Raw genomic sequence first — 20013 nt, 5'->3', positions numbered from 1 at the left:
GCCGACAAGTTCGACCGCCGCTGGGTGCTGATCTGGCTGTCGGTGGCTGCCGTGCTCAGCTGCGGAATCACCATCGCCGCGCAGGATCTGGGCACGATGGGCGTGATGCTGACCGCAGGGCTTTTCGGTTTCACCAGCTTCCCGATCTATTCCGTCGCCGCCGCCCACGCCCATGACTTCGCCGAAAGCCATGAACGGGTCGAACTGTCGGCGGCGCTCATGTTCTGGTTTGCGGCCGGTGCCATCGCCGCGCCCTATGTCGCCTCGGTCCTGATCCAGGCCTTCGGACCGCCCGCCCTGTTCCTGCTGATCGCGGCGGGGCATGTGGTGCTTGTGGTCTTCGGCCTGACCCGAATGCGCGCGCGCCCCTCGCCGTCACATCGCACCGGCTATGTCTATGCCCCACGCACCAGTTTCACCATCGGGCGTCTTCTGGGCCGCGAGCGCGAGGCGCGAAAAGACCAGCCGGGCGAGTGAGCCATCTGGTCACCGTCCCGGCGATGCGCTAAAGCGACCGCCAAAGCATCACAGACCCATCAAGGCACGGCCCATGACCCGCCATCTGATCACATCGGCGATCCCCTATATCAACGGGATCAAGCATCTGGGAAACCTTGTAGGCAGCCAGCTGCCCGCCGACCTCTTTGCCCGGTACCAGCGCGCGCGCGGGAATGAGGTGCTGTTTCTCTGCGCCACGGACGAACATGGCACGCCAGCCGAGCTGGCCGCCGCGAAGGCCGGCAAACCGGTCGAGGACTATTGCCGCGAGATGCACGAGGTGCAGGCCCGCATCGCCGAAGGCTTCCGCCTCAGCTTCGATCATTTTGGTCGCTCCTCCTCGCCGCAGAACCACCGGCTGACCCAGCATTTCGCGGGCCGGCTCGCCGATGCGGGGCTGATTTCCGAGGTCAGCGAAAAACAGGTCTATTCCAATGCCGATGGCCGCTTCCTGCCCGACCGCTATATCGAAGGCACTTGCCCGAATTGCGGCTATGACAAGGCCCGCGGCGATCAGTGCGAAAACTGCACGAAACAGCTCGATCCCACCGATCTGATCGACCCGCGCAGTGCCATTTCCGGCTCAACCGATCTGGAAGTGCGCGAGACCAAGCACCTCTTCCTGCGCCAAAGCCAGATGCGCGACCAGTTGGACGAGTGGATCAATTCGAAAACCGACTGGCCCGTGCTGACCACCTCGATCGCCAGGAAATGGCTCCATGATGGCGATGGGCTGCAGGATCGCGGCATCACGCGCGATCTGGATTGGGGCATCCCGGTCAAGAAGGGCGAGGAAGACTGGCCCGGCATGGAAGGCAAGGTCTTTTATGTCTGGTTCGACGCACCCATCGAATATATCGCCTGCGCCGCCGAATGGACCGAAGCCACAGGCCGTGACGATGCCGAATGGGAACGCTGGTGGCGCACCGACAAGGGGGCCGATGATGTGCGTTACACCCAGTTCATGGGCAAGGATAACGTGCCCTTCCACACCCTGTCCTTCCCCGCCACGATCATCGGGTCGGGCGAGCCGTGGAAGCTGGTGGATTACATCAAGTCTTTCAACTACCTGAATTATGACGGCGGCCAGTTCTCGACCTCCCAGGGGCGCGGCGTCTTCATGGATCAGGCGCTGGAAATCCTGCCTGCCGATTACTGGCGCTGGTGGCTGCTGTCGAACTGCCCCGAAAGTTCGGACAGCGAATTCACCTGGGAAAACTTCCAATCCGGCGTGAACAAGGATCTGGCCGATGTGCTGGGCAATTTCGTCAGCCGGATCACCAAATTCTGCCGCTCGAAATTCGGCGAAGCGGTGCCCGCAGGCGGAGACATGGGCGCCGAGGAACAGGCCCTGATCGACGAGCTGTCGCGCAGGCTTGAAGCCTATGACCGCTCCATGGAACGGATGGAGGTGCGCAAATCCGCGCAAGAGCTGCGCGCGATCTGGGCTGCGGGCAATGAATATCTGCAAAGCGTGGCGCCCTGGTCGACCTTCAAGGAAGACCCGGAAAAGGCTGCCATGCAGGTGCGTCTGGGCCTGAACCTGATCCGCTTCTATGCGGTGCTCTCGGCCCCATTCATCCCCGACGCATCAGGCCGGATGCTGAGCGCGATGAACACGCTTGACACCGAATGGCCCTCTGACGTGACCGCGGCCCTGACGGCCCTGCCCGCCGGCCATGCCTTCACCGTGCCGGATGTGCTTTTCGCCAAGATCACCGATGAGCAGCGCGAAGACTGGCAGGCACGGTTCGCGGGAACACGCGACTGATCCATGGCGCAGCTTCTGATCATCTGGCACTCCCGCACCGGCGGCAGCCGCCAGATGGCCGAGGCCGCCCATGAAGGTGCCCAACCGGAGACCGAGACGCGCCTCATGCGCGCGCATGAGGTCACCCCCGAAGATCTGCTGGCCGCGGACGGCTATCTGTTCGGCGCGCCCGAAAACCTTGCCGCCCTGTCTGGTGAGATGAAGGAATTCTTCGACCGCTGTTATTACCCCGTCCTGGGCCGGATCGAAGGGCGGCCCTATGCCCAGATGATCTGCGCCGGATCCGATGGTGAAAACGCCGCCCGCCAGCTGGCCCGTATCGCCACAGGCTGGCGGCTGAAAGAGGTGCAGCCCCCCCTGATCATCTGCACCCACGCACAGACCCCCGAGGCGATCCTGGCGGAAAAGACGATCACGCAAGACGATCTGCAAACCTGCCGCGATCTGGGCGCGGCCCTTGGTGCGGGCCTGGCAATGGGCGCGTTCTGACTGCCTGGTCGCAAGCCGCTTCGAAGCGGCTTGGACAAGCGGTTTCGAAACCGCTTTCCACGCATTTTCGAAAATGCGTGCCCCCCAGAAACCCGATCTGCTGGTACCCGCGGCCGGACTCGAACCGGCACGGCATTCCTGCCTGGGGATTTTAAGTCCCCTGTGTCTACCATTCCACCACGCGGGCCAGCACGCGCGACCATAGACACATGGTTCAAAAAGGAAAAGCGCCGATCAGAGGTCTTCGCCAACAGGCGCCAGCGGGCCGCCCGGCGCCGCCAGATGCCGCTCGCTCAGCCACGGATTCAGCGCCAGCGCGGCGGTCAGAACCGCCCGCGCTTCGTCCAGTTCCCCCATGCCCATCAGCGTCAGCGCCTTGCCTGACAGCGCGCCCACATGGCGCGGCGACAGCTCAAGCGTGCGGTTCAGGTCCACAAGGGCTGCGGGAAAATCATGCCGCAGGAAATTCACGAAGGCGCGCTGGTTGTAGCCTTCGGCATAGTCAGGGCAATACTCAACAAGCCGGTCCAGCGCATCAAGCGCGCCCAGAAAATCATAACCCGATCGCGCCCGCATCCCCCGGTCCAGAAGCGCCTGCGCGGCTTCATCGGGCGCATCCGTCCAAAGCTCCCACATCTGGTTCGAGATCTCACGCGCATCCATGTCGTTCTCCGCGGCCGAGATCTGGGCAAACAGCCCCTCCAGCTGGTCGCTGTGGTCAGGGGGCGCGGGGCAATCCGCGGCGCGCGCCATTCCGGCGCTCAGCGCCAGCGCGGCGATCAGGATAAAGCTCAGACGTGACATGCCTGTAAGCGTGGCGCGGAACCGGCACAGGTCAAGACAAATTGTCGTGCACGGGCTCTTGACCCGGACGGCCCCGCGCATCAGCTTCTGCGATATGTTCCCGATCCGCGATCACAACCCGTCGGGCCGCGTGCCTTACATCACCTATGCGCTGATGGCGCTGAATATCGTGATTTTCATCGCCGCCTACCCGCTTTACAGCGATCAGGTCGCGTTGTTCGAGTTTTACAACGCCTGGGCCATCGTCCCCTATGAAATCAGCGCCGGGCGCGAATTGCACACGATCTTCACCTCCATGTTCCTGCATGCGGGCTTCATGCACCTGGCCGGTAACATGTTGTTTCTGTTCATTTTCGGCGACAATATGGAGGATGAGATGGGGCATATGCGGTATCTTCTCTTCTATCTTGCCTCGGGTGTTGCCGCCGGGCTGATGCAGGTTGTGGCCGCGCCCTATTCCGGCATTCCGACCATCGGGGCCTCGGGCGCGATTGCCGGGGTGATGGGGGGCTATCTGCTGCTCTTTCCCAGGGCCAAGGTCGATGTGCTGATCATTCTGGTGATCTTTTTCCGCATCCTGCCGATCCCCGCATGGATCATGCTGGGGCTGTGGCTGGGCATGCAGTTCCTGGGCGGCTTCACCTCAGCGGGGGATCAGGGCGGCGTGGCCTATTGGGCCCATGCGGGCGGGTTTCTGGCCGGGATGATCCTGACCGTACCGCTGTGGCTGCGTCTGGGCGGCACGGCGTTCTGGAACAAGACCGAAGGCCACCCGCCCCATCCCGAAGCGCGCTATGTCTTTGCCGAAAGCCGTATCCCCAAGATCAGCCGCAACGAGGTTCCCCGCAACAGCATCACGCGCATCCCGCGGATCCGCAAATGACCCGCGTGCAAGCCTCCTGCCATTGCGGCGCGGTGGTGATCGAGGCGGATCTCAGCATGCCATTGTCCAAAGCCCGCCGCTGCAACTGCTCGTTCTGCAAACGCCGTCAGGCGGCGAATGTCTCGGCCCCCTGGGCATCGCTCAATGTGCTGAAAGGGCAGGACAATCTGGGCCTTTACACCTGGGGCAGTCACGCCGCACAGCACTATTTCTGCAAAACCTGCGGGATCTACACCCACCACAAACGCAAATTCATGCCAGACGAAGTGGGCATCAATGTGGGCTGTATCGAGGGCGTCGATCCCTCAACGCTGGAACCGTTCGAGTGGACAGACGGGGCAAACAGCTGACGCCCCGGCCTTGAGCCGGGGCCTCTGCCAGAGATCCCGGCACAAGGCCGGGATGTAAGCGCCGGGAATTACCCGCGAATGATCTTGGCAAAGCTGTCGAACATCGGCTCGTTGGCGGCGATCACCTCACCATCGGTCAGGATATCGCCTTCGGGATCAATCGGCTGGGCCAACCCGCCCGCCTCTCGCAGGATCACCAGACCCGCCGCCAGATCCCAGGCGTTCAGTCGCCGTTCCCAGAAGCCGTCATAGCGGCCCGCCGCCACATAGGCCATGTCCAGCGCCGCCGACCCCCAGCGCCGCACACCGGCACAGACCGGCATCAGCCGCGCCAGATCCTGCAGCGTCGCGGGCAGATCCGACCGTCCGCCAAAGGGCAGACCGGTGGCAAAAATGCTCTCGATCATCCGGTTGCGGCCCGACACGCGCAGGCGGGTTTCGTTCATGAAGGCGCCACCGCCCCTTTCGGCGAAAAACATCTCTTCTTTGGCCGGGTCAAAGATCACACCGGCCACGATCTGGCCCTTGTGTTCAAGCGCGATCGACACCGCCCAATGGGGCAGCCCGTGCAGGAAGTTCGTCGTCCCATCCAGCGGATCAACGATCCAGCGGCGGGTGGGGTCCTTGCCGTCGATCTCACCGCCCTCTTCGGCCAGCCAGCCATAGGTCGGGCGTGCACCCAGAAGCTCTTCCTTGATGATCGCCTCAGAACGCAGATCCGCCTTGGTCACGAAATCCCCCGCGCCCTTGACCGACACCTGCAGGTTCTCCACCTCGCGGAAATCCTTGACCAGCGACCGCCCCGCCAGACGCGCGGCTTTGATCATGACGTTAAGATTTGCACTGCCGGACATCGCGGGCTCCTGTCGTTCAAGCCGCGCGTATAGGCCAGCCATTGCGCCTTGCCAAGACGTTGCGGCCAGGCGCATACCGGAAATGTCGCGGCGACACATATGCCAACCCACCGAAAGGCCCAGAGATGACCGACCAGATGCAGCGTATCACACTTGCCAGCCGCCCCACAGGCGCGCCCACACCCGAAAACTTCAAGCTCGAGTCCGGCCCCATCCCCGAACCCGGCGAAGGCGAGGTGCTGGTGCGTGTCCATTACATGTCGCTTGATCCGTATATGCGCGGGCGGATGGATGACGGGCCCTCCTATGCACAGCCCGTGCCCTTGGGTGGCACCATGGAAGGCGGCGCAGTGGGCGAGGTTCTGGCCTCAAACGCCAAGGGTTTTGAACCCGGCGATATGGTCATGGGGCCGCTGGGCTGGGCCACACATGCAGTGGCCTCAGGTAAGATGTTGCAGAAACTCGACCCCACCATTGCACCGATCCAGACAGCACTTGGTGTCTTGGGCATGCCCGGCTTCACCGGGTGGTACGGTCTGACCGAACTGGGCCGCCCGCAAAAGGGTGAAACCCTGGTCGTGGCCGCAGCCACTGGCCCGGTCGGGTCCATGGTGGGCCAGCTCGCGCGCCTTGCCGGCCTGCGCACTGTGGGTATCGCTGGCGGCACAGACAAATGCGCCATGGCCACAGACACGTTCGGCTTTGACGCCTGTCTTGATCACCGCGCCTATGACAGCGCGGGCGACCTGCGCGCGGCGTTGAAAGAGGTCTGCCCCGACGGCATCGACATCTATTTCGAAAACGTGGGCGGCAAGGTTCTGGAAGCGGTGATGCCGCTGATGAATGTGGGCGGGCGCATCCCCGTCTGCGGGATGATCAGCTGGTACAACGCAGGTGGCCTGGGCGCCGGCGCAGGCGGTGAAAAAGACCTGCTGCCGCGCACATGGCGCATGATCCTTGTGAACCGCCTGTCGGTGAACGGCTTCATCATCTCCGATCACTGGGACAAGCTGCCCAGCTTCCTTGCCGACGTTGCCCCAAAAGTCGTCAGCGGAGAAATCGCGCATATCGAAGACGTGGCCGAGGGCCTGGCCGCCGCTCCCGAGGCCTTCATTGGCCTGCTTCAGGGGCGCAACAAGGGCAAACAACTGGTCAAACTGATCTGATTACCCCCGTCCAGGGCCTGACCCGGGACCTCAACCCTCAACCAGAGGCCCCGGGTCAGGCCCGGGGCGCCTATGGCAGGCTCACGCCTCCTGCAGCCGCTTGGCCTCGACCCGCGCCAGTTCGATCAGCTTCTGCATGAAGGGCTTGTCACGATCCTCCGACCGGACGGCGGCATAAAGCGTGCGGGTGATCCCCTTTTCCGTCAGGGGCCGGGTGACGTAGTCCGAGCTGTACTTGACCTCGCGCACAACCCAGTCGGGCAGAACCGACACCCCCCTGTTCGACGCCACCAGCAGCAGGATCACCGCCGTCAGTTCCACCTGCCGGATCGCGGCGGGCTCCACTTTGGCCGGGATCAAAAGCTGGCTGAACACATCCAGACGAGACCGTTCCACCGGATAGGTGATCAGCGTCTCACCCCGGAAATCGGCCGCCTCCACGAAGGGCTTTGCAGCAAGCGGATGCTGGGCCGAGGCCACAAAAACCGGTGCATAATCAAAAAGCTTCACGAACTCCACGCCGGGCAGGTCCTCGGGGTCGGACGACACGACCAGATCCACCTCTTCTTTCTGCAGCGCGGGCAGCGCGTCAAAGGCCAGGCCGGGGCGGATATCCACATCCACATCCGGCCAGGATTTGCGGAACCCCTCCAGCACCGGGAACAGCCATTCGAAACAGGCATGGCATTCGATGGCGATATGCATCCGGCCTGCCTTGCCCTCTCGCAGGTTCGAGAACTCTTCCTGCGCGGCTTCAACCTGCGGCAGGATCTGGTTCGCCAGCCGCAAAAGCCGCATCCCCGCCGCCGACAGCTTCATTGGCTTTGACCGGCGCACGAACAGCTCAACGCCCGCCTGATCCTCCAACCCCTTGATCTGATGGCTCAGCGCGCTTTGGGTGATGTGCAGCTGATCGGCAGCCCGGGCCAGACCGCCCGCCTCGTGGATAGCCTTGATCGTGCGAAGATGACGAAATTCGATATGCAACCTATCGGCCCGCTCATGTTGTTCTTGAGTATTATGAAATTGTCTCACAATGCTGCACATGCGACAAGACAGAAACGCAATCAGGATGTCGCCCATGTCTGTGCCTTCGGTTTCTTTCGAATTCTTCCCGCCCCAAACAATCGAGGCGTCCTTTCGCCTCTGGGACACCGTGCAAACGCTGGCCCCGCTGGACCCGCGATTCGTGTCGGTCACCTATGGCGCAGGCGGCACGACACGCGACCTGACCCGCGACGCGGTGGCGACGCTGCACAAATCCTCGGGCCTGCCGGTTGCCGCACATCTGACCTGCGTGAACGCATCGAAAACCGAAACGCTTGAGATTGCACAAGGCTTCGCCAAGGCAGGCGTAAAAGACATCGTCGCCCTGCGTGGCGATCCGCCAAAGGGCGAAGGGCAGTTCACCCCCCATCCCGACGGCTTCGCCAATTCCTGCGAGTTGATCGAAGCGCTGGCAGACACCGGCCATTTCAACATCCGCGTGGGCGCCTATCCCGACATCCACCCCGAGGCAGCAGACGCCCAGGCCGATGTCAACTGGCTGAAACGCAAGATCGACGCCGGCGCAACCGAGGCGCTGACCCAGTTCTTCTTCGAGGCCGAAACCTTCTTCCGTTTCCGCGACGCCTGCGAAAAGGCCGGCATCGACGCCCCCATCATCCCCGGCATCCTGCCCATCGAGAACTGGAAAGGCGCGCGCAACTTCGCCAAACGTTGCGGCACGAAAATCCCCGCCTGGGTCGAAGACGCGTTCGACAAAGCGGTGCGCGACGGGCGCGAAGATCTGCTGGCCACGGCGCTGTGCACCGAGCTGTGCAGCGACCTGATCGACGGCGGCGTCGACAGCCTGCATTTCTACACCCTCAACCGCCCGGAACTGACCCGCGATGTCTGTTTCGCGCTGGGTGTCACACCCAAGGTCCAGCTTGAGAACGTCGCGTAACAATTGCCCGCCGCTCCCGCGCTGATAGCCTCCGCCTGACCATTCAGACCGGAGGCTGCCATGCCCATCGCCCAATCCACCGCCGATCTGCTGAGCACCGAAGAGGTGCTCTCCATGTCGGGTCTCGAATTCATGCAGGGCATGCTGGAGGGCCGCCTGCCCGGCCCGCCCATCGCCGGCACAATGGGATATACCCTGCACAATGTCGAAGACGGCCGTGTCACCTTCCGCGGTGCGCCCGAATTCAAAACAACCAATCCCATGGGGGCCGTGCATGGCGGGTGGTACGGCACGCTTCTGGATTCCGCGATGGCCTGTGCGGTAATGACCCGCGTGCCCAAGGGCTCGGTCTATACCACGCTGGAATACAAGATTTCGATCATGCGCCCGATCCCGCTGGGCACGTTGATCGAATGCACCGGCGTGGTCGATCATGCGGGCCGCTCCACCGGCGTCGCGCATGGAGAGATCCGGGGCGTCGAGGACGGCAAGCTGTACGCCACCGGCACCACCACCTGCATCATCATGAAGATCGCCTGACCCCTTGGCAGGGTGCGGATTTCGCGCCAAGCTGCGGTCATGAAACAGCTTTTTCTGATCCTGACCGCCTGCCTGTCCTTCGCCCTGTCCCCCGCCGCGGCCCAGATCATACAGGTCAAACCAGTCGATGAAGGCCCGCAGGTGCCGGGTTTTGCCCAATACCGCGCCGATTTCCTGGACGCGGTGCGCGCCCGCGATATCGCCCGCATGCTGGATTTCGTCAGCACCGACGTGCATCTCAGCTTTGGTGGCGATGAGGGCCACGCGGCCTTCATCCAATTCCTGACCCGGCCGGAAGATCTTTACTCCCCCGAATACCGTCACCTTGCCAAGAAACATCGCGCCGAATACTGGGCCGCGCTGGAAGATGTGCTGACCCTGGGCGGCCAGTTCAAAGACGGCAAAACCGCCTTCTCCGCCCCCTATACCTGGGCCGTGGATATCGACCTGCCCCAGATGTTCACCCCCTACGAGACCTATTTCGTCATGGGCAGCGACGTGCCCCTGCGCGCAGGCCGCTCGGGCCTCTCGCGGGTGATAGCAACCATGGACCACGAGGTTTTGCTGTTGGATTTCAATGAATTGGACGGAAAAGAGAAACGATTCCTGAAGGTCACGCGCGGCAATGGCCAACAAGGATATGTCCGCGCCGATCAGGTGACGGCCGCAGTGGGCTACCGCGCGCGGTTCGAACGCGACGGGTCCTCGTGGAAAATGGTGATGTTCCTCGCCGGGGACTGAGGCCACCGACACGCCCCGGACCTGATCCGGGGCCTCCCGCCGCCCTTCCGAAGCCCCGGATCAGGCCCCCTTCATCGCAACGCCCGGCGCTTCGCCCACCGGCCGGTTGGCCGCAGTTTCATGCAGGCTTTCAGACACATCCGCCCCAACCTTGCGCTTCTTGCGCAGCAGGAAAATCTTCCCCCACCCGCGCCATGTACCCACCGACGGCGCGTTCGGGTCCGCCGGAAACCGTGCCGGCCAGCCGTCCGGCAGGGGCAGACCGCAGGTCTCTGCCTTCTCCAGCATCCATTGCAGCGAAACATTGGCCAGCGGCCGCGCCGCCTCATACCCGCTTAACTGCCCACCCACATCGCCATGAGTGCCGGGAAACCAGACCTGCTGCACCCGCTGGCCCGGCCATCCTTCGGGGCAATCCCACAAGACCGGCTCGAACACCTCGCGGGTTTCGTCCAGCGCCAGCGCATGAAACCCGTGCCGCACGCTATGGCCCAGATGATGGTTGTGAAACGAATGCCGCGCCTCGGCCAACCGCCACAGAAGCGGCAAGCGCAATCCCAGCGCCTTCACCGTGTCCCACACGCCCACCATCTCGATCTCGACCCGATCATGGCAAAACGTGTCGCGAAACACCTTTGCATTCGGACTGTCGGGATTGCGCTCATAGTACCGGTAAGCGGTGGTGATCATCCGTTCCGTGGCATGCTCCGGCCGCAACAGTCCCACGCGGTCGATCACGCCCGCCAGTGACCGGACCGCGTAAGCACCCCGGCTATAGCCGAACAGGAAAATCGTATCTCCGGGCCTGTAGCGCGAGGCCAGATATCCATAAGCGCGGCGGATCTGCCGATTGATCCCGCGCCCCATCATCACATCCAGCGTCTCGCGCCAGCTGGGCCATTGCACCCCAGCCTCGTAATAGACCGAGACGTCGTTGCCCATCTCCTGACACAAGCGATAGGTGACGCCTGCATGCGTCTCATGCCCCGGCTCAAGCGTGGACATGGTGCCATCCAGAATGATCACATGGGATTGCGGGCCACGAACCCGAACAGCCGCCGAATGGCGAGAGGCGAATTTACCGCCTAACCATCCGAAGAACCGTTCACTCAGCCGCGATCTTATCATCCTGCAGCAATTCCCAAACCTTCAGCGGGGTGAACGGCATGTCCACCTGCCGGATCCCCCGGTCCCAAAGCGCGTCCTGAACCGCATTGGCAATCGCTGCAAGAGCGCCGACCGTGCCGGCCTCCCCGCAGCCCTTCATGCCCATCACGTTCGCCGTGGACGGCACAGGTTCCGAGGTGAAGCCAATCATGGGCACGTTGTCGGCCCGCGGCAAGGCATAGTCCATGAACGTTGCCGTGAGGAGCTGGCCGTCCTCGTCATAAACCACATGCTCGGTCACGGCCTGCCCGATGCCCTGAACAACGCCACCATGCACTTGACCTTCGGCCAGCAACGGATTGATCAGATTGCCAAAATCGTCAACCACGGTATAGCGGTCCACGGTCAGAACCCCGGTCTCGGGATCAATCACCACCTCTGTCACATGCGCCCCGTTGGGGAAACTGCGTGCCTCAAGTGTCACACGGGCCTCGTGGGTCAAGAGGTCTGTCCGGCCATCGGCGCGCGCCATCTCGGCTGCTTCCAGGAAGGTCGGCGTCAGGTTCGAACCGGACGCGCGGAAGGTCTCGTCATCAAAGCTGATCTCGGCCCCATCCACCCCCATCTTCTCCGCCAGATAGGGCGTGAACGCCTCGATCATCTTGGTGACGGTGGCAAGCGTTGCGTTGTTCTGCACGGTGACAGAGCGTGATCCACCCGTGCCGCCGCCCTGCTTGATGCGGTCGCTGTCGCCCTGAATGACGCTGATCTTGTCGGCGGGAATACCGGTCTGATCGGCCAGGAACTGAGCATAGACCGTCTCATGCCCCTGCCCGTTCGACTGCGTACCGACATAGATCGACGCGGTGCCATCCTCGTTGAACTCGACCTTCGCGCTTTCGGACGGATCGCCCAGAATGCTTTCGATGTAGTAACACAGGCCCTGCCCACGCAGCAGCCCGCGCTTGGCATCCGCCTCCACCCGCGCGGCATAGCCTGCCTGATCCGCCTCCACTGCTGCTCGGTTCAGCACCTTGTCGAAGTCGCCCACGTCATAGGTTTCACCCGTCGCAGTCTTGTACGGGAACTGATCAGGCTTGATGAAATTGCGCCGCCGCAGCTCCCACGGATCCACGCCCAGCTCCCGCGCGGCGCGGTCAATCACCCGTTCCAGCACATAGATCGCCTCGGGCCGCCCGGCGCCGCGATAGGCATCGACCGGCGTGGTATTGGTGAAAAACCCTTCGACATTCAGCCATGTGGTCTGTACGTCATAGACGCCCATCAACACGCGGGAAAACAGCTGCGTCTGGATATTTTGCGCGAATTGCGAGTTGTAAGCCCCCAGATTGCAACGAGTTTTCACGCGGTAGGCCATGATCTTGTTGCTGTCGTCAAAGGCCAGTTCCGCCACTGACACCAGGTCGCGCCCGCCGTTGTCGCTCAGCATCGCCTCGGTCCGGTCCGACATCCAACGCACCGGCTTGCCCAGCACCCGCGCGGCATGGGCCACGCAGAAATATTCCGGGTACGCCATGGCCTTCATGCCGAAACCGCCGCCCACATCTTCGGTGGTCACGCGGATCTGGTCGGCCTCCAGCCCAAAGGCGGTGGCAAGACGGTCCTTCATCCCCCAGACGCCCTGCCCGCCATAAAGCAGATGCAGACGCCCGTCTTCGATATTGGCCCAGCAGCCGCGCGGCTCCATCGCGTTGACGATGATGCGGTTGTCGTCGATCTCCAATGAGACGGTCTTTGCCGCGGCCTGAAAGGCGGCTTCGGTCGCATCCTCATCCCCCATGCCCCAGTCAAAGGCACGGTTGTCCGGCGCTTCCGGATGGATCACCTCCCCGCCTGCAAGCACATCCATTTTGGCCGGCAAGTCATTGGTATCAAACATGATCATCTCGGCCGCATCCCGCGCCTGCGCCAGGCTGTCGGCCACGATCATCACCACGGCCTCGCCCACGTACCGCACACGGTCCCGCGCCAGCATCGGCCGTTCCGGCCCCGCGCCCGGGCTGCCATCGCGGTTCTTGGTCAGCACCGCCCCCATGGCGATGTTGACGCCCGCCTCTTCCATATCGGCCGCAGTCACGACCAGATGCACACCATCGGCCGCGCGCGCATCTTCCAGGTCCAGTTCGGAAATCTCACCATGCGCCACGGGCGACCGGAAGAAATACGCATAAAGCGCGCCATCCGGGGCCGTGTCATCGACATAGCGCCCCTTGCCGGTCAGGAACCGTACATCCTCGACACGTTTGACCGGTTGGCTTTTTCCGAACTTGTCCATGGCTCACCTCGCGCGTTTTCCTTGCGGGCGACACTAGCCTCGATACTGGCAATGTCCAGCGGTCATACCCTCGGAAATCGCCGCATTAACCGCACAGTTCGGCGCAACACCTCTTTACCGGGCAACGCGGCGCGCGGTACGCTTTGGGAAAACTCTGGACAGGATAGCGCGATGGACAAGGTCAGTTTCACACAGATGAAAGACGGCACGAAAGAGGACTACGAATTCCTCAATGCCCACGAGATCGAATACACCAAAGGCACTGCAGACCGGCTGCTGAAGGCGCTGGTCGAGCTGGACGAAAGCCTCTCGGGCTATCAGGTGACGCGACTGGGCCATTCGGTGCAATCGGCCACCCGCGCCTGGCGCGACGGGGCGGATACCGATTGGGTGGTCGCAGCCCTCTTGCACGACATCGGAGACATCTATGCGCCCTATAACCATGACGAATATGCCGCCACGATCCTGAAACCCTTCGTGCGCGAACAGGTCACCTGGGTGGTCCAGACTCATGGCGATTTCCAGATGCTCTATTACGGGCACCACCTCGACGGGTTCGACCAGCACAAGCGCGACCGCCACGCGGGCCACCCCTATTTCGACGATTGCGCCGCGTTCTGCGAACGCTGGGATCAGGCCAGTTTCGATCCCGATTACGACGACCTGCCGATTGAATTCTTCGCCCCGATGGTGCGCGAGGTCTTTGCCCGCAACGCCTATGACCCGGACGTGATCCGCCCGGGCGCAAGGGAACCGCTGGTCAACCCGGACATCGCCGCGCAGCGCGTGGGGTAAGCGTCGGATCGGGTATTTGCGGCCAGAAAGAAGCAAGATCGAAGCGCCCGATCCTGCGCCGTCTGCGCCTTTGGCAGTGCTACGCAGAACCGGGCCACTTCTTCCTGGCGCGGTCATCGGCTCCCCAGCCTGTACCGCAAGACATGAGTGACGCGATTCTGGTTAAAGAACCGTTGCTGCTTCTTTCTGGCCCCAAATACCCCAAACCGGCGTTCACACAGGGCACTCCGGTCCAAACGCAAGAAATCCGCGGCCCCACCTTTCCCTTGCCCCCGTCCTTCGCTAGATGAACCCGCAAGACGAAAAGGGATCACTGCGATGAGCATGGACAAAACCTTCAACGCCGCCGAAGCCGAAAGCCGCCTCTACCAGGCTTGGGAAGAGGCCGGGTGTTTCACCGCCGGGGCAAACGCGTCGCGCGCGGAAACCTTTTGCATCATGATCCCGCCCCCGAATGTCACAGGCTCGCTCCATATGGGCCACGCGTTCAACAACACGCTGCAGGATATCCTGATCCGCTGGCACCGCATGCGGGGCTTCGACACGCTCTGGCAGCCCGGCACCGATCACGCAGGCATCGCCACGCAGATGGTGACCGAACGAGAGATGATGGAACATCAAGAGCCCACGCGCATCCAAATGGGCCGCAAGGCTTTTGAAAAGCGCGTCTGGCAGCAAAAGATCAAATCGCGCGGCACGATCATCGGGCAGCTCAAGCGCCTCGGCGCGTCCTGCGACTGGTCGCGTGAGGCATTCACCATGTCCGGCGCGCCCTCGGCCCCCGAGGGTGAGGACGGCAATTTCCACGATGCGGTGATCAAGGTCTTTGTCGATATGTACAACAAGGGCCTGATCTATCGCGGTAAGCGACTGGTGAACTGGGACCCGCATTTTGAAACCGCGATCTCGGATCTTGAGGTCGAGAATATCGAAGTCGCGGGCCACATGTGGCATTTCAAATACCCGCTCGCGGGGGGCGAGACCTACACCTATGTGGAAAAAGACGAGGATGGCACTGTCGTGCTGGAGGAAGAGCGCGACTATATCTCCATCGCCACCACGCGGCCCGAAACCATGCTGGGCGATGGCGCGGTCGCTGTTCATCCATCAGATGAACGTTATGCACCAATCGTCGGAAAACTCTGTGAAATCCCGGTTGGTCCGAAAGAACATCGCCGTCTGATCCCGATCATCACCGATGACTATCCCGACCCCGATTTCGGCTCGGGCGCGGTGAAGATCACCGGCGCGCATGATTTCAACGACTATGCCGTGGCCAAGCGCGGGAACATCCCCTGCTACCGCCTGATGGACACCAAAGGCGCGATGCGCGACGACGGCGCGCCCTATGCCGAGGCGGCTGCCATCGCGCAATCCATCATCGAAGGCGCACAGCTTTCGGAGGCCGAGATTGATGCGATCAATCTTGTTCCGGATGAATATCGCGGGCTCGACCGGTTCGAGGCGCGCAAACGCGTCGTGGCCGATATCACCGCCGAGGGCCTGGCCGTGATGATCACGGATGAGGACGGCGAGGTCGTTCCTTACGTCGAAAACAAGCCGATCATGCAGCCCTTTGGCGACCGCTCCAAAGTGGTGATCGAACCGATGTTGACCGACCAGTGGTTCGTGGATACCGCCCAGATCGTGGGCCCCGCGCTGGAGGCGGTCAAAAACGGCACGGTCAAGATCCTGCCCGAGAGCGGCGAGAAGACCTATTACCATTGGCTGGAGAATATCGAGCCCTGGACGATCTCTCGCCAGCTTTGGTGGGGGCATCAGATCCCGGTGTGGTACGGCTTTGATCTGGCGGCTCACGGCTTCACCGATGACGAGGGTGATGGCGCGCTGGATGTGGTGGAAACCATGCGCCTGCTGTCGGCTCAAACCCTGCTGAAGGGCGAAGAGCACATCCATTGCGCGTCTGATTTCGACGCTGTTGCCGGTCAGTTCACCGATGTCCTCGCCGGGCTGCCGATCCCGTTGAACCACGCCTCGGTGGTGGAGGTCGCGGATCGCCATGAGGCGGCCGAGATGCTGGCAGAGACGCTTGCCAATTACGCTGTCAGCCAGGACCCGACGACACTGGTCTATCCCGTCTGGCGCGACCCCGACGTGCTCGACACCTGGTTCTCCTCCGGCCTCTGGCCCATCGGCACGCTCGGTTGGCCCGAGGACACGGATGAGCTGAAACGCTACTTCCCGACCTCGGTTCTGGTCACCGGCCAGGACATCCTCTTCTTCTGGGTTGCGCGCATGATGATGATGCAGCTGGCCGTGGTGGACCAGATCCCATTCAAGGACGTCTACCTCCATGGCCTCGTGCGCGACGCCAAGGGCAAGAAGATGTCGAAATCCCTTGGAAACGTCGTCGATCCGCTTGAGATCATTGACGAATTCGGCGCGGACGCTCTGCGGTTCACCAATGCCGCGATGGCGAGCCTTGGGGGCGTGCTGAAGCTCGATATGCAGCGGATCACGGGCTATCGGAACTTCGGCACGAAGCTGTGGAACTTCGCCCGTTTCGCCGAAATGAACGGCGTCTTTGACGTCTCCGCCGACGCGATCCCGCAGCCCAGCCAGACGCTGAACAAATGGATCATCGGGGAGACCGCGAAGACCCTGGCCGAGGTCGATGAGGCGCTCGATAACTACCGCTTCAACGACGCGGCCAACGCGCTTTATGCCTTTGTGTGGGGCAAGGTCTGCGACTGGTATGTGGAGTTTTCCAAACCCCTGCTGCAGGGCGAAGACGCCGCCGCCAAGGCCGAGACGCAAGAGACCATGAAATGGGCGCTGGACCAATGCTTGATCCTGCTGCACCCAATCATGCCGTTCATCACAGAAGAACTTTGGGGCCTCTCGGGCACGCGGGCGAAGATGCTGATCCACGCCGATTGGCCGGAATACACGCCTGCCGATCTTGTCGATGCAGATGCCGATCACGAGATGAACTGGGTCATCGGCCTGATCGAATCCGTCCGTTCGGCGCGCGCGCAGATGCATGTACCTGCGGGTGCCTATGTGCCGCTGCTGGCGACCCAGCTGGATGAGGCGGGCCAGAACGCTTGGGCGCGCAACGAGGTGCTGATCAAGCGTCTCGCGCGGATCGAAAGTCTGGAGCACGCCGAAAGCTTCCCCAAAGGCACGATCGCCGTGCCCGCCGCTGGCGCGCGCTTCGGCATGCCGCTTGCTGATATCATTGATATCGCGGAAGAAAAGGCACGGCTTGAAAAGACGCTAGGCAAGCTCGCCAAGGAACTGGGCGGGTTGCGCGGGCGGCTGAAAAACCCGAAATTCGTTGAAAGCGCACCCGAAGAGGTCGTTGAGGAAACGAAGGCCAACCTTGCCGAGCGCGAAGAGGAAGAGGCCAAGCTGAAAGAGGCACTGGATCGCCTGTCAGAATTGGGCTGATCCTGCTATACTGTGCTTATGGCATGGAACTGGGACAAACTGACCGAACGGCAGATCCGCAAGGCGCAAGCGGAAGGCAAGCTTTCTCACCTTGAAGGGGAAGGCAAACCCCTGCCCGATCGCACCGCCGATGCCTTCATCGATGCAGGCCTCGCTGCCGGTCACCGCATCATGGCCGAGGCCGGGGTGCGCCCGGAAGAGTTTGATCTGAAAGAAAAACTCGACGCCGCACGCCGCCACTTCGCAACGCTCACCGACCCAGACCAGCGCAAGGAGGCCAGCCGCCTGATCGCCGATCTGGAAATGCGCTATAACATGGCGCGTGATGCCAGACGGGCCTTCTTCCGGTAAGGCAGGCTTACTTAAAAACCGGCGCGCGTTTTTGCATGCTGGCAGCGATCACTTCCATCTGGTCGGGCTTGCCCACCAGATCGGCCTGTTCCTGGCTTTCTGCCAGCAGAACCGTTTCGCGATCCGCCCCGCTTTCCGCCACAGAGATCAGCCGTTTGGCAGCGCGGATGGCGCTGGGACTTTTGCCCGCAATCTCCGTCGCAAGCTCGGTCGCCGCCGCCACCGGATCATCGGCCAGGGATGTCACCAGCCCCCAGCGTTCGCCCTGTTCGGCCGGGATAGGCCGCGCGGTGTAGGTCAGTTGCCGGATCACGTCCGACCGCGCCAGCTGCGGCAGCAGAACCATGCCGCCCATATCGGGGATCAGGCCCCATTTCATCTCCATCACCGCCATCTTGGTGTCAGGTGCTGCAATGCGGATATCCGCCCCCAGCGCCAGCTGGAAGCCCGCGCCGTAACACACGCCATGGATCGCCGCGATCACCGGAACCGGGACGCGACGCCAGACCAGCGCCACTTCCTGCCAGCGGTTCGTGTCGCCATGGGTGCGTGGCATGATCAACTCTTGCGGGTCCTGCCCCGCCATCGCGCCAAAGCTCATCACATCAAGGCCGGCGCAGAACCCCTTGCCCTCGCCCGATAAAACCACCGCGCGGGCGTCGGAACTTGCCACTTCCTGACCGACCGTGATGATCGCCTCGATCATCTCGGGGTCCATCGCGTTCATCTTGTCCGCGCGTGTCAGCGTGACCTGCGCGATGTGGTTTTCATAGGTGACTGAGACACGAGCCATGGCATCCTCCCGAATTTTGCCGCCACCTCACCCGATTTTGCGCCCGAAAACCAGCGCGACGTCAGGTTACCGGCGCGGCGGCAGGGCGCTGGCGGGCATCCGGCCAAATCCGGGGCTGTCCAGCGTCATGATGTAAAACTGATCGCGCACAATGCGTCCGCCTGTGGTGATGCCCAAGCGCCCCTCCGGGTCCTGCACCGACCGCAATACGCGGCCTTCCATGTCGATCTCGATCAGGTGCCCTTCCTCGATCGGCGCAGGCCGCACCATAGGGCCCACCCGCCAGATCACCTTGCGCAAGGTCGGGTAGGGCATCAACGCCTCCGCCGGCACCCGCGGGCTGGCAAAGGCGATCCAGAAGGTGCCATCGCCCATGGGTTCGATATTGTCCGGGTATCCCGGCAGGTTATCCAGCAGCACTTCCCTTTGCCCTGCCCGGTCTCCGGTCAGCCACAGCCGGTGCACCCGCGCGCGCCCCGTCTCGGCGATCAGCAGGAAATCCTCATTGGGCGAGAGCGCTACGCCATTGGTATAGACAAACCCTTCGGCAATCTTCATGACCGTTCCATCCGGGTCGATCCGCGCAACATAGCCGCTGTCGGATTGCTCCCAGATCGTCAGAACCGAGGTGGGCTTGGTCCCGCCCATGGTCTCGGGATCGAACCTGTCGGAGGAGTTCGAGAAATACACCGTCCCGTCCCGCGCCACATCCAGCTGATTGGCATAGATGATCGGCGCGCCAGCAACTTCGGTCGCCACGGGCTGCGCGCCCCCTTCCGGCGTCCAGGCGAAAATGCCGTTGAAACTGTCGGCGATGTAAAGCCGCCCATCCGGCCCGGCATCCAGCCCCAAAGGCCTGCCGTCCAGCTGCGCCACCAGTTCCGGAGCGTCCCCGTCGATGCGGTAAAGCCGCCCCTCCAGATCGGCGGAATAGATCTTTCCATCGCCCATCACCGCCAGATCCTCTGGACCCACCGCGCCACCGGGCAGCGCGATCCACTCGGCCTGCGACAAAGCGGTGTTGGGCGCATAGACGCCGCTCGCCTCGGGCGGCTCTGGCGGGTCATAGGCCACCGGCTCCACCGACACCGGCCAGGTGGCAAGATAGATCGCACCCAGCACGACCAGCCCCAGAAGAATACGCATCGCCCCTCCCCCGGTTTGACCATGTCAGCCTGCCCCAGCGCCCCACATCACGCAAGTCTTGCGGCAC

Annotated in this window: 19 protein-coding genes and 1 tRNA gene; 12 read left to right on the top strand and 8 right to left on the bottom strand. The window is 62.6% G+C overall.

Going from position 1 to position 20013, the window contains the following annotated elements; translation table 11 throughout:
* From TR61_RS13305 to TR61_RS13295, 3 genes are all read left to right on the top strand, one after another.
* On the top strand, positions 1–477 hold a 477-nt coding region (locus tag TR61_RS13305), incomplete at its 5' end, for an MFS transporter (RefSeq protein WP_157440912.1).
* A 73-nt stretch (positions 478–550) separates the two neighbouring features.
* Positions 551–2269 (top strand): methionine--tRNA ligase, encoded by a 1719-nt coding sequence (gene metG / locus TR61_RS13300; protein WP_050930570.1) that lies wholly within the window; start codon positions 551–553, stop codon positions 2267–2269.
* Positions 2270–2272: 3 nt separating this feature from the next.
* The gene (locus tag TR61_RS13295) at positions 2273–2758 is read left to right on the top strand and encodes a flavodoxin family protein (protein WP_050930568.1); all 486 of its coding nucleotides are present in this window, start codon (positions 2273–2275) and stop codon (positions 2756–2758) included.
* Positions 2759–2859: 101 nt separating this feature from the next.
* On the opposite strand, the gene TR61_RS13290 is transcribed toward TR61_RS13295, so the two are convergent.
* Together TR61_RS13290 and TR61_RS13285 are read right to left on the bottom strand one after the other, a co-directional pair.
* A tRNA-Leu gene (locus tag TR61_RS13290) sits at positions 2860–2945 on the bottom strand.
* Between the two features lie 47 nt (positions 2946–2992).
* Complete coding sequence (locus TR61_RS13285; RefSeq protein WP_050930566.1) at positions 2993–3562, bottom strand: tetratricopeptide repeat protein; 570 nt, start codon at positions 3560–3562, stop codon at positions 2993–2995.
* A gap of 94 nt (positions 3563–3656) precedes the next feature.
* On the opposite strand from TR61_RS13285, the gene TR61_RS13280 reads away from it, so the two are divergent.
* The gene (locus TR61_RS13280) at positions 3657–4445 is read left to right on the top strand and encodes a rhomboid family intramembrane serine protease (RefSeq protein WP_050930576.1); all 789 of its coding nucleotides are present in this window, start codon (positions 3657–3659) and stop codon (positions 4443–4445) included.
* Complete coding sequence (locus tag TR61_RS13275; protein WP_050930565.1) at positions 4442–4795, top strand: GFA family protein; 354 nt, start codon at positions 4442–4444, stop codon at positions 4793–4795. The genes TR61_RS13280 and TR61_RS13275 overlap by 4 nt, the downstream gene beginning before the upstream one ends.
* A 68-nt stretch (positions 4796–4863) precedes the next feature.
* Here the strand turns inward: TR61_RS13275 and TR61_RS13270 are convergent, their stop codons facing one another.
* Positions 4864–5649, bottom strand: coding sequence for an inositol monophosphatase family protein (locus tag TR61_RS13270; protein WP_050930564.1), 786 nt, complete (start codon positions 5647–5649; stop codon positions 4864–4866).
* A 125-nt stretch (positions 5650–5774) separates the two neighbouring features.
* Between TR61_RS13270 and TR61_RS13265 the strand changes: the two genes are divergently transcribed.
* A complete protein-coding gene (locus TR61_RS13265; RefSeq protein ID WP_050930563.1) occupies positions 5775–6815 on the top strand; it encodes an NADP-dependent oxidoreductase in 1041 nt (346 codons plus the stop codon).
* Between the two features lie 81 nt (positions 6816–6896).
* Here the strand turns inward: TR61_RS13265 and TR61_RS13260 are convergent, their stop codons facing one another.
* On the bottom strand, positions 6897–7802 hold the full coding sequence (locus TR61_RS13260; RefSeq protein ID WP_050930574.1) for a LysR family transcriptional regulator: 906 nt from the start codon (positions 7800–7802) through the stop codon (positions 6897–6899).
* Between the two features lie 94 nt (positions 7803–7896).
* Between TR61_RS13260 and metF the strand changes: the two genes are divergently transcribed.
* From metF to TR61_RS13245, 3 genes are read left to right on the top strand one after another with little or no spacing between them, the layout of a single operon-like run.
* Positions 7897–8763: a methylenetetrahydrofolate reductase [NAD(P)H] gene (gene metF, locus TR61_RS13255; protein ID WP_050930562.1), complete on the top strand. Its 867-nt coding sequence runs from the start codon at positions 7897–7899 to the stop codon at positions 8761–8763.
* 60 nt (positions 8764–8823) lie between these two features.
* The gene (locus tag TR61_RS13250; RefSeq protein ID WP_050930561.1) at positions 8824–9303 is read left to right on the top strand and encodes a PaaI family thioesterase; all 480 of its coding nucleotides are present in this window, start codon (positions 8824–8826) and stop codon (positions 9301–9303) included.
* Positions 9304–9342: 39 nt separating this feature from the next.
* Positions 9343–10044: an SH3 domain-containing protein gene (locus TR61_RS13245; RefSeq protein WP_050930560.1), complete on the top strand. Its 702-nt coding sequence runs from the start codon at positions 9343–9345 to the stop codon at positions 10042–10044.
* Between the two features lie 60 nt (positions 10045–10104).
* On the opposite strand, the gene TR61_RS13240 is transcribed toward TR61_RS13245, so the two are convergent.
* Together TR61_RS13240 and TR61_RS13235 are read right to left on the bottom strand one after the other, a co-directional pair.
* A complete protein-coding gene (locus TR61_RS13240) occupies positions 10105–11172 on the bottom strand; it encodes a DUF2235 domain-containing protein (protein WP_050930559.1) in 1068 nt (355 codons plus the stop codon).
* The gene (locus tag TR61_RS13235) at positions 11150–13447 is read right to left on the bottom strand and encodes a xanthine dehydrogenase family protein molybdopterin-binding subunit (RefSeq protein ID WP_050930558.1); all 2298 of its coding nucleotides are present in this window, start codon (positions 13445–13447) and stop codon (positions 11150–11152) included. Before TR61_RS13235 ends, TR61_RS13240 begins: the two co-directional genes overlap by 23 nt.
* A gap of 171 nt (positions 13448–13618) precedes the next feature.
* On the opposite strand from TR61_RS13235, the gene TR61_RS13230 reads away from it, so the two are divergent.
* The 3 genes from TR61_RS13230 (at position 13619) to TR61_RS13220 (ending at position 18007) form a co-directional block, all read left to right on the top strand.
* Positions 13619–14242 (top strand): HD domain-containing protein, encoded by a 624-nt coding sequence (locus TR61_RS13230; RefSeq protein ID WP_050930557.1) that lies wholly within the window; start codon positions 13619–13621, stop codon positions 14240–14242.
* A 318-nt stretch (positions 14243–14560) separates the two neighbouring features.
* Positions 14561–17656, top strand: coding sequence for a valine--tRNA ligase (locus TR61_RS13225; RefSeq protein WP_050930556.1), 3096 nt, complete (start codon positions 14561–14563; stop codon positions 17654–17656).
* Positions 17657–17674: 18 nt separating this feature from the next.
* On the top strand, positions 17675–18007 hold the full coding sequence (locus TR61_RS13220; protein ID WP_050930555.1) for a DnaJ family domain-containing protein: 333 nt from the start codon (positions 17675–17677) through the stop codon (positions 18005–18007).
* A gap of 7 nt (positions 18008–18014) precedes the next feature.
* On the opposite strand, the gene TR61_RS13215 is transcribed toward TR61_RS13220, so the two are convergent.
* Positions 18015–18800: a crotonase/enoyl-CoA hydratase family protein gene (locus TR61_RS13215; RefSeq protein WP_050930554.1), complete on the bottom strand. Its 786-nt coding sequence runs from the start codon at positions 18798–18800 to the stop codon at positions 18015–18017.
* 66 nt (positions 18801–18866) lie between these two features.
* Positions 18867–19946 (bottom strand): SMP-30/gluconolactonase/LRE family protein, encoded by a 1080-nt coding sequence (locus TR61_RS13210; RefSeq protein WP_050930553.1) that lies wholly within the window; start codon positions 19944–19946, stop codon positions 18867–18869.
* Positions 19947–20013 lie beyond the last annotated feature (67 nt).

This window comes from Aestuariivita boseongensis (genome assembly GCF_001262635.1).
Taxonomy (GTDB): domain Bacteria; phylum Pseudomonadota; class Alphaproteobacteria; order Rhodobacterales; family Rhodobacteraceae; genus Aestuariivita; species Aestuariivita boseongensis.
This window is presented reverse-complemented; position numbering and strand designations above follow the sequence as displayed.

Excerpts from the sequence above, each read along its gene's own strand:
- TR61_RS13210 (WP_050930553.1), bottom strand. The coding sequence starts at position 19,946 with ATGCGTATTCTTCTGGGGCTGGTCGTGCTGGGTGCGATCTATCTTGCC.
- TR61_RS13250 (WP_050930561.1), top strand. The coding sequence starts at position 8,824 with ATGCCCATCGCCCAATCCACCGCCGATCTGCTGAGCACCGAAGAGGTG.
- TR61_RS13275 (WP_050930565.1), top strand. The coding sequence starts at position 4,442 with ATGACCCGCGTGCAAGCCTCCTGCCATTGCGGCGCGGTGGTGATCGAG.
- TR61_RS13235 (WP_050930558.1), bottom strand. The coding sequence starts at position 13,447 with ATGGACAAGTTCGGAAAAAGCCAACCGGTCAAACGTGTCGAGGATGTA.
- TR61_RS13230 (WP_050930557.1), top strand. The coding sequence starts at position 13,619 with ATGGACAAGGTCAGTTTCACACAGATGAAAGACGGCACGAAAGAGGAC.
- TR61_RS13295 (WP_050930568.1), top strand. The coding sequence starts at position 2,273 with ATGGCGCAGCTTCTGATCATCTGGCACTCCCGCACCGGCGGCAGCCGC.
- TR61_RS13225 (WP_050930556.1), top strand. The coding sequence starts at position 14,561 with ATGAGCATGGACAAAACCTTCAACGCCGCCGAAGCCGAAAGCCGCCTC.
- TR61_RS13220 (WP_050930555.1), top strand. The coding sequence starts at position 17,675 with ATGGCATGGAACTGGGACAAACTGACCGAACGGCAGATCCGCAAGGCG.
- TR61_RS13265 (WP_050930563.1), top strand. The coding sequence starts at position 5,775 with ATGACCGACCAGATGCAGCGTATCACACTTGCCAGCCGCCCCACAGGC.
- TR61_RS13240 (WP_050930559.1), bottom strand. The coding sequence starts at position 11,172 with ATGATAAGATCGCGGCTGAGTGAACGGTTCTTCGGATGGTTAGGCGGT.
- TR61_RS13215 (WP_050930554.1), bottom strand. The coding sequence starts at position 18,800 with ATGGCTCGTGTCTCAGTCACCTATGAAAACCACATCGCGCAGGTCACG.
- TR61_RS13270 (WP_050930564.1), bottom strand. The coding sequence starts at position 5,649 with ATGTCCGGCAGTGCAAATCTTAACGTCATGATCAAAGCCGCGCGTCTG.
- metG (WP_050930570.1), top strand. The coding sequence starts at position 551 with ATGACCCGCCATCTGATCACATCGGCGATCCCCTATATCAACGGGATC.
- TR61_RS13285 (WP_050930566.1), bottom strand. The coding sequence starts at position 3,562 with ATGTCACGTCTGAGCTTTATCCTGATCGCCGCGCTGGCGCTGAGCGCC.
- TR61_RS13280 (WP_050930576.1), top strand. The coding sequence starts at position 3,657 with ATGTTCCCGATCCGCGATCACAACCCGTCGGGCCGCGTGCCTTACATC.
- TR61_RS13245 (WP_050930560.1), top strand. The coding sequence starts at position 9,343 with ATGAAACAGCTTTTTCTGATCCTGACCGCCTGCCTGTCCTTCGCCCTG.
- metF (WP_050930562.1), top strand. The coding sequence starts at position 7,897 with ATGTCTGTGCCTTCGGTTTCTTTCGAATTCTTCCCGCCCCAAACAATC.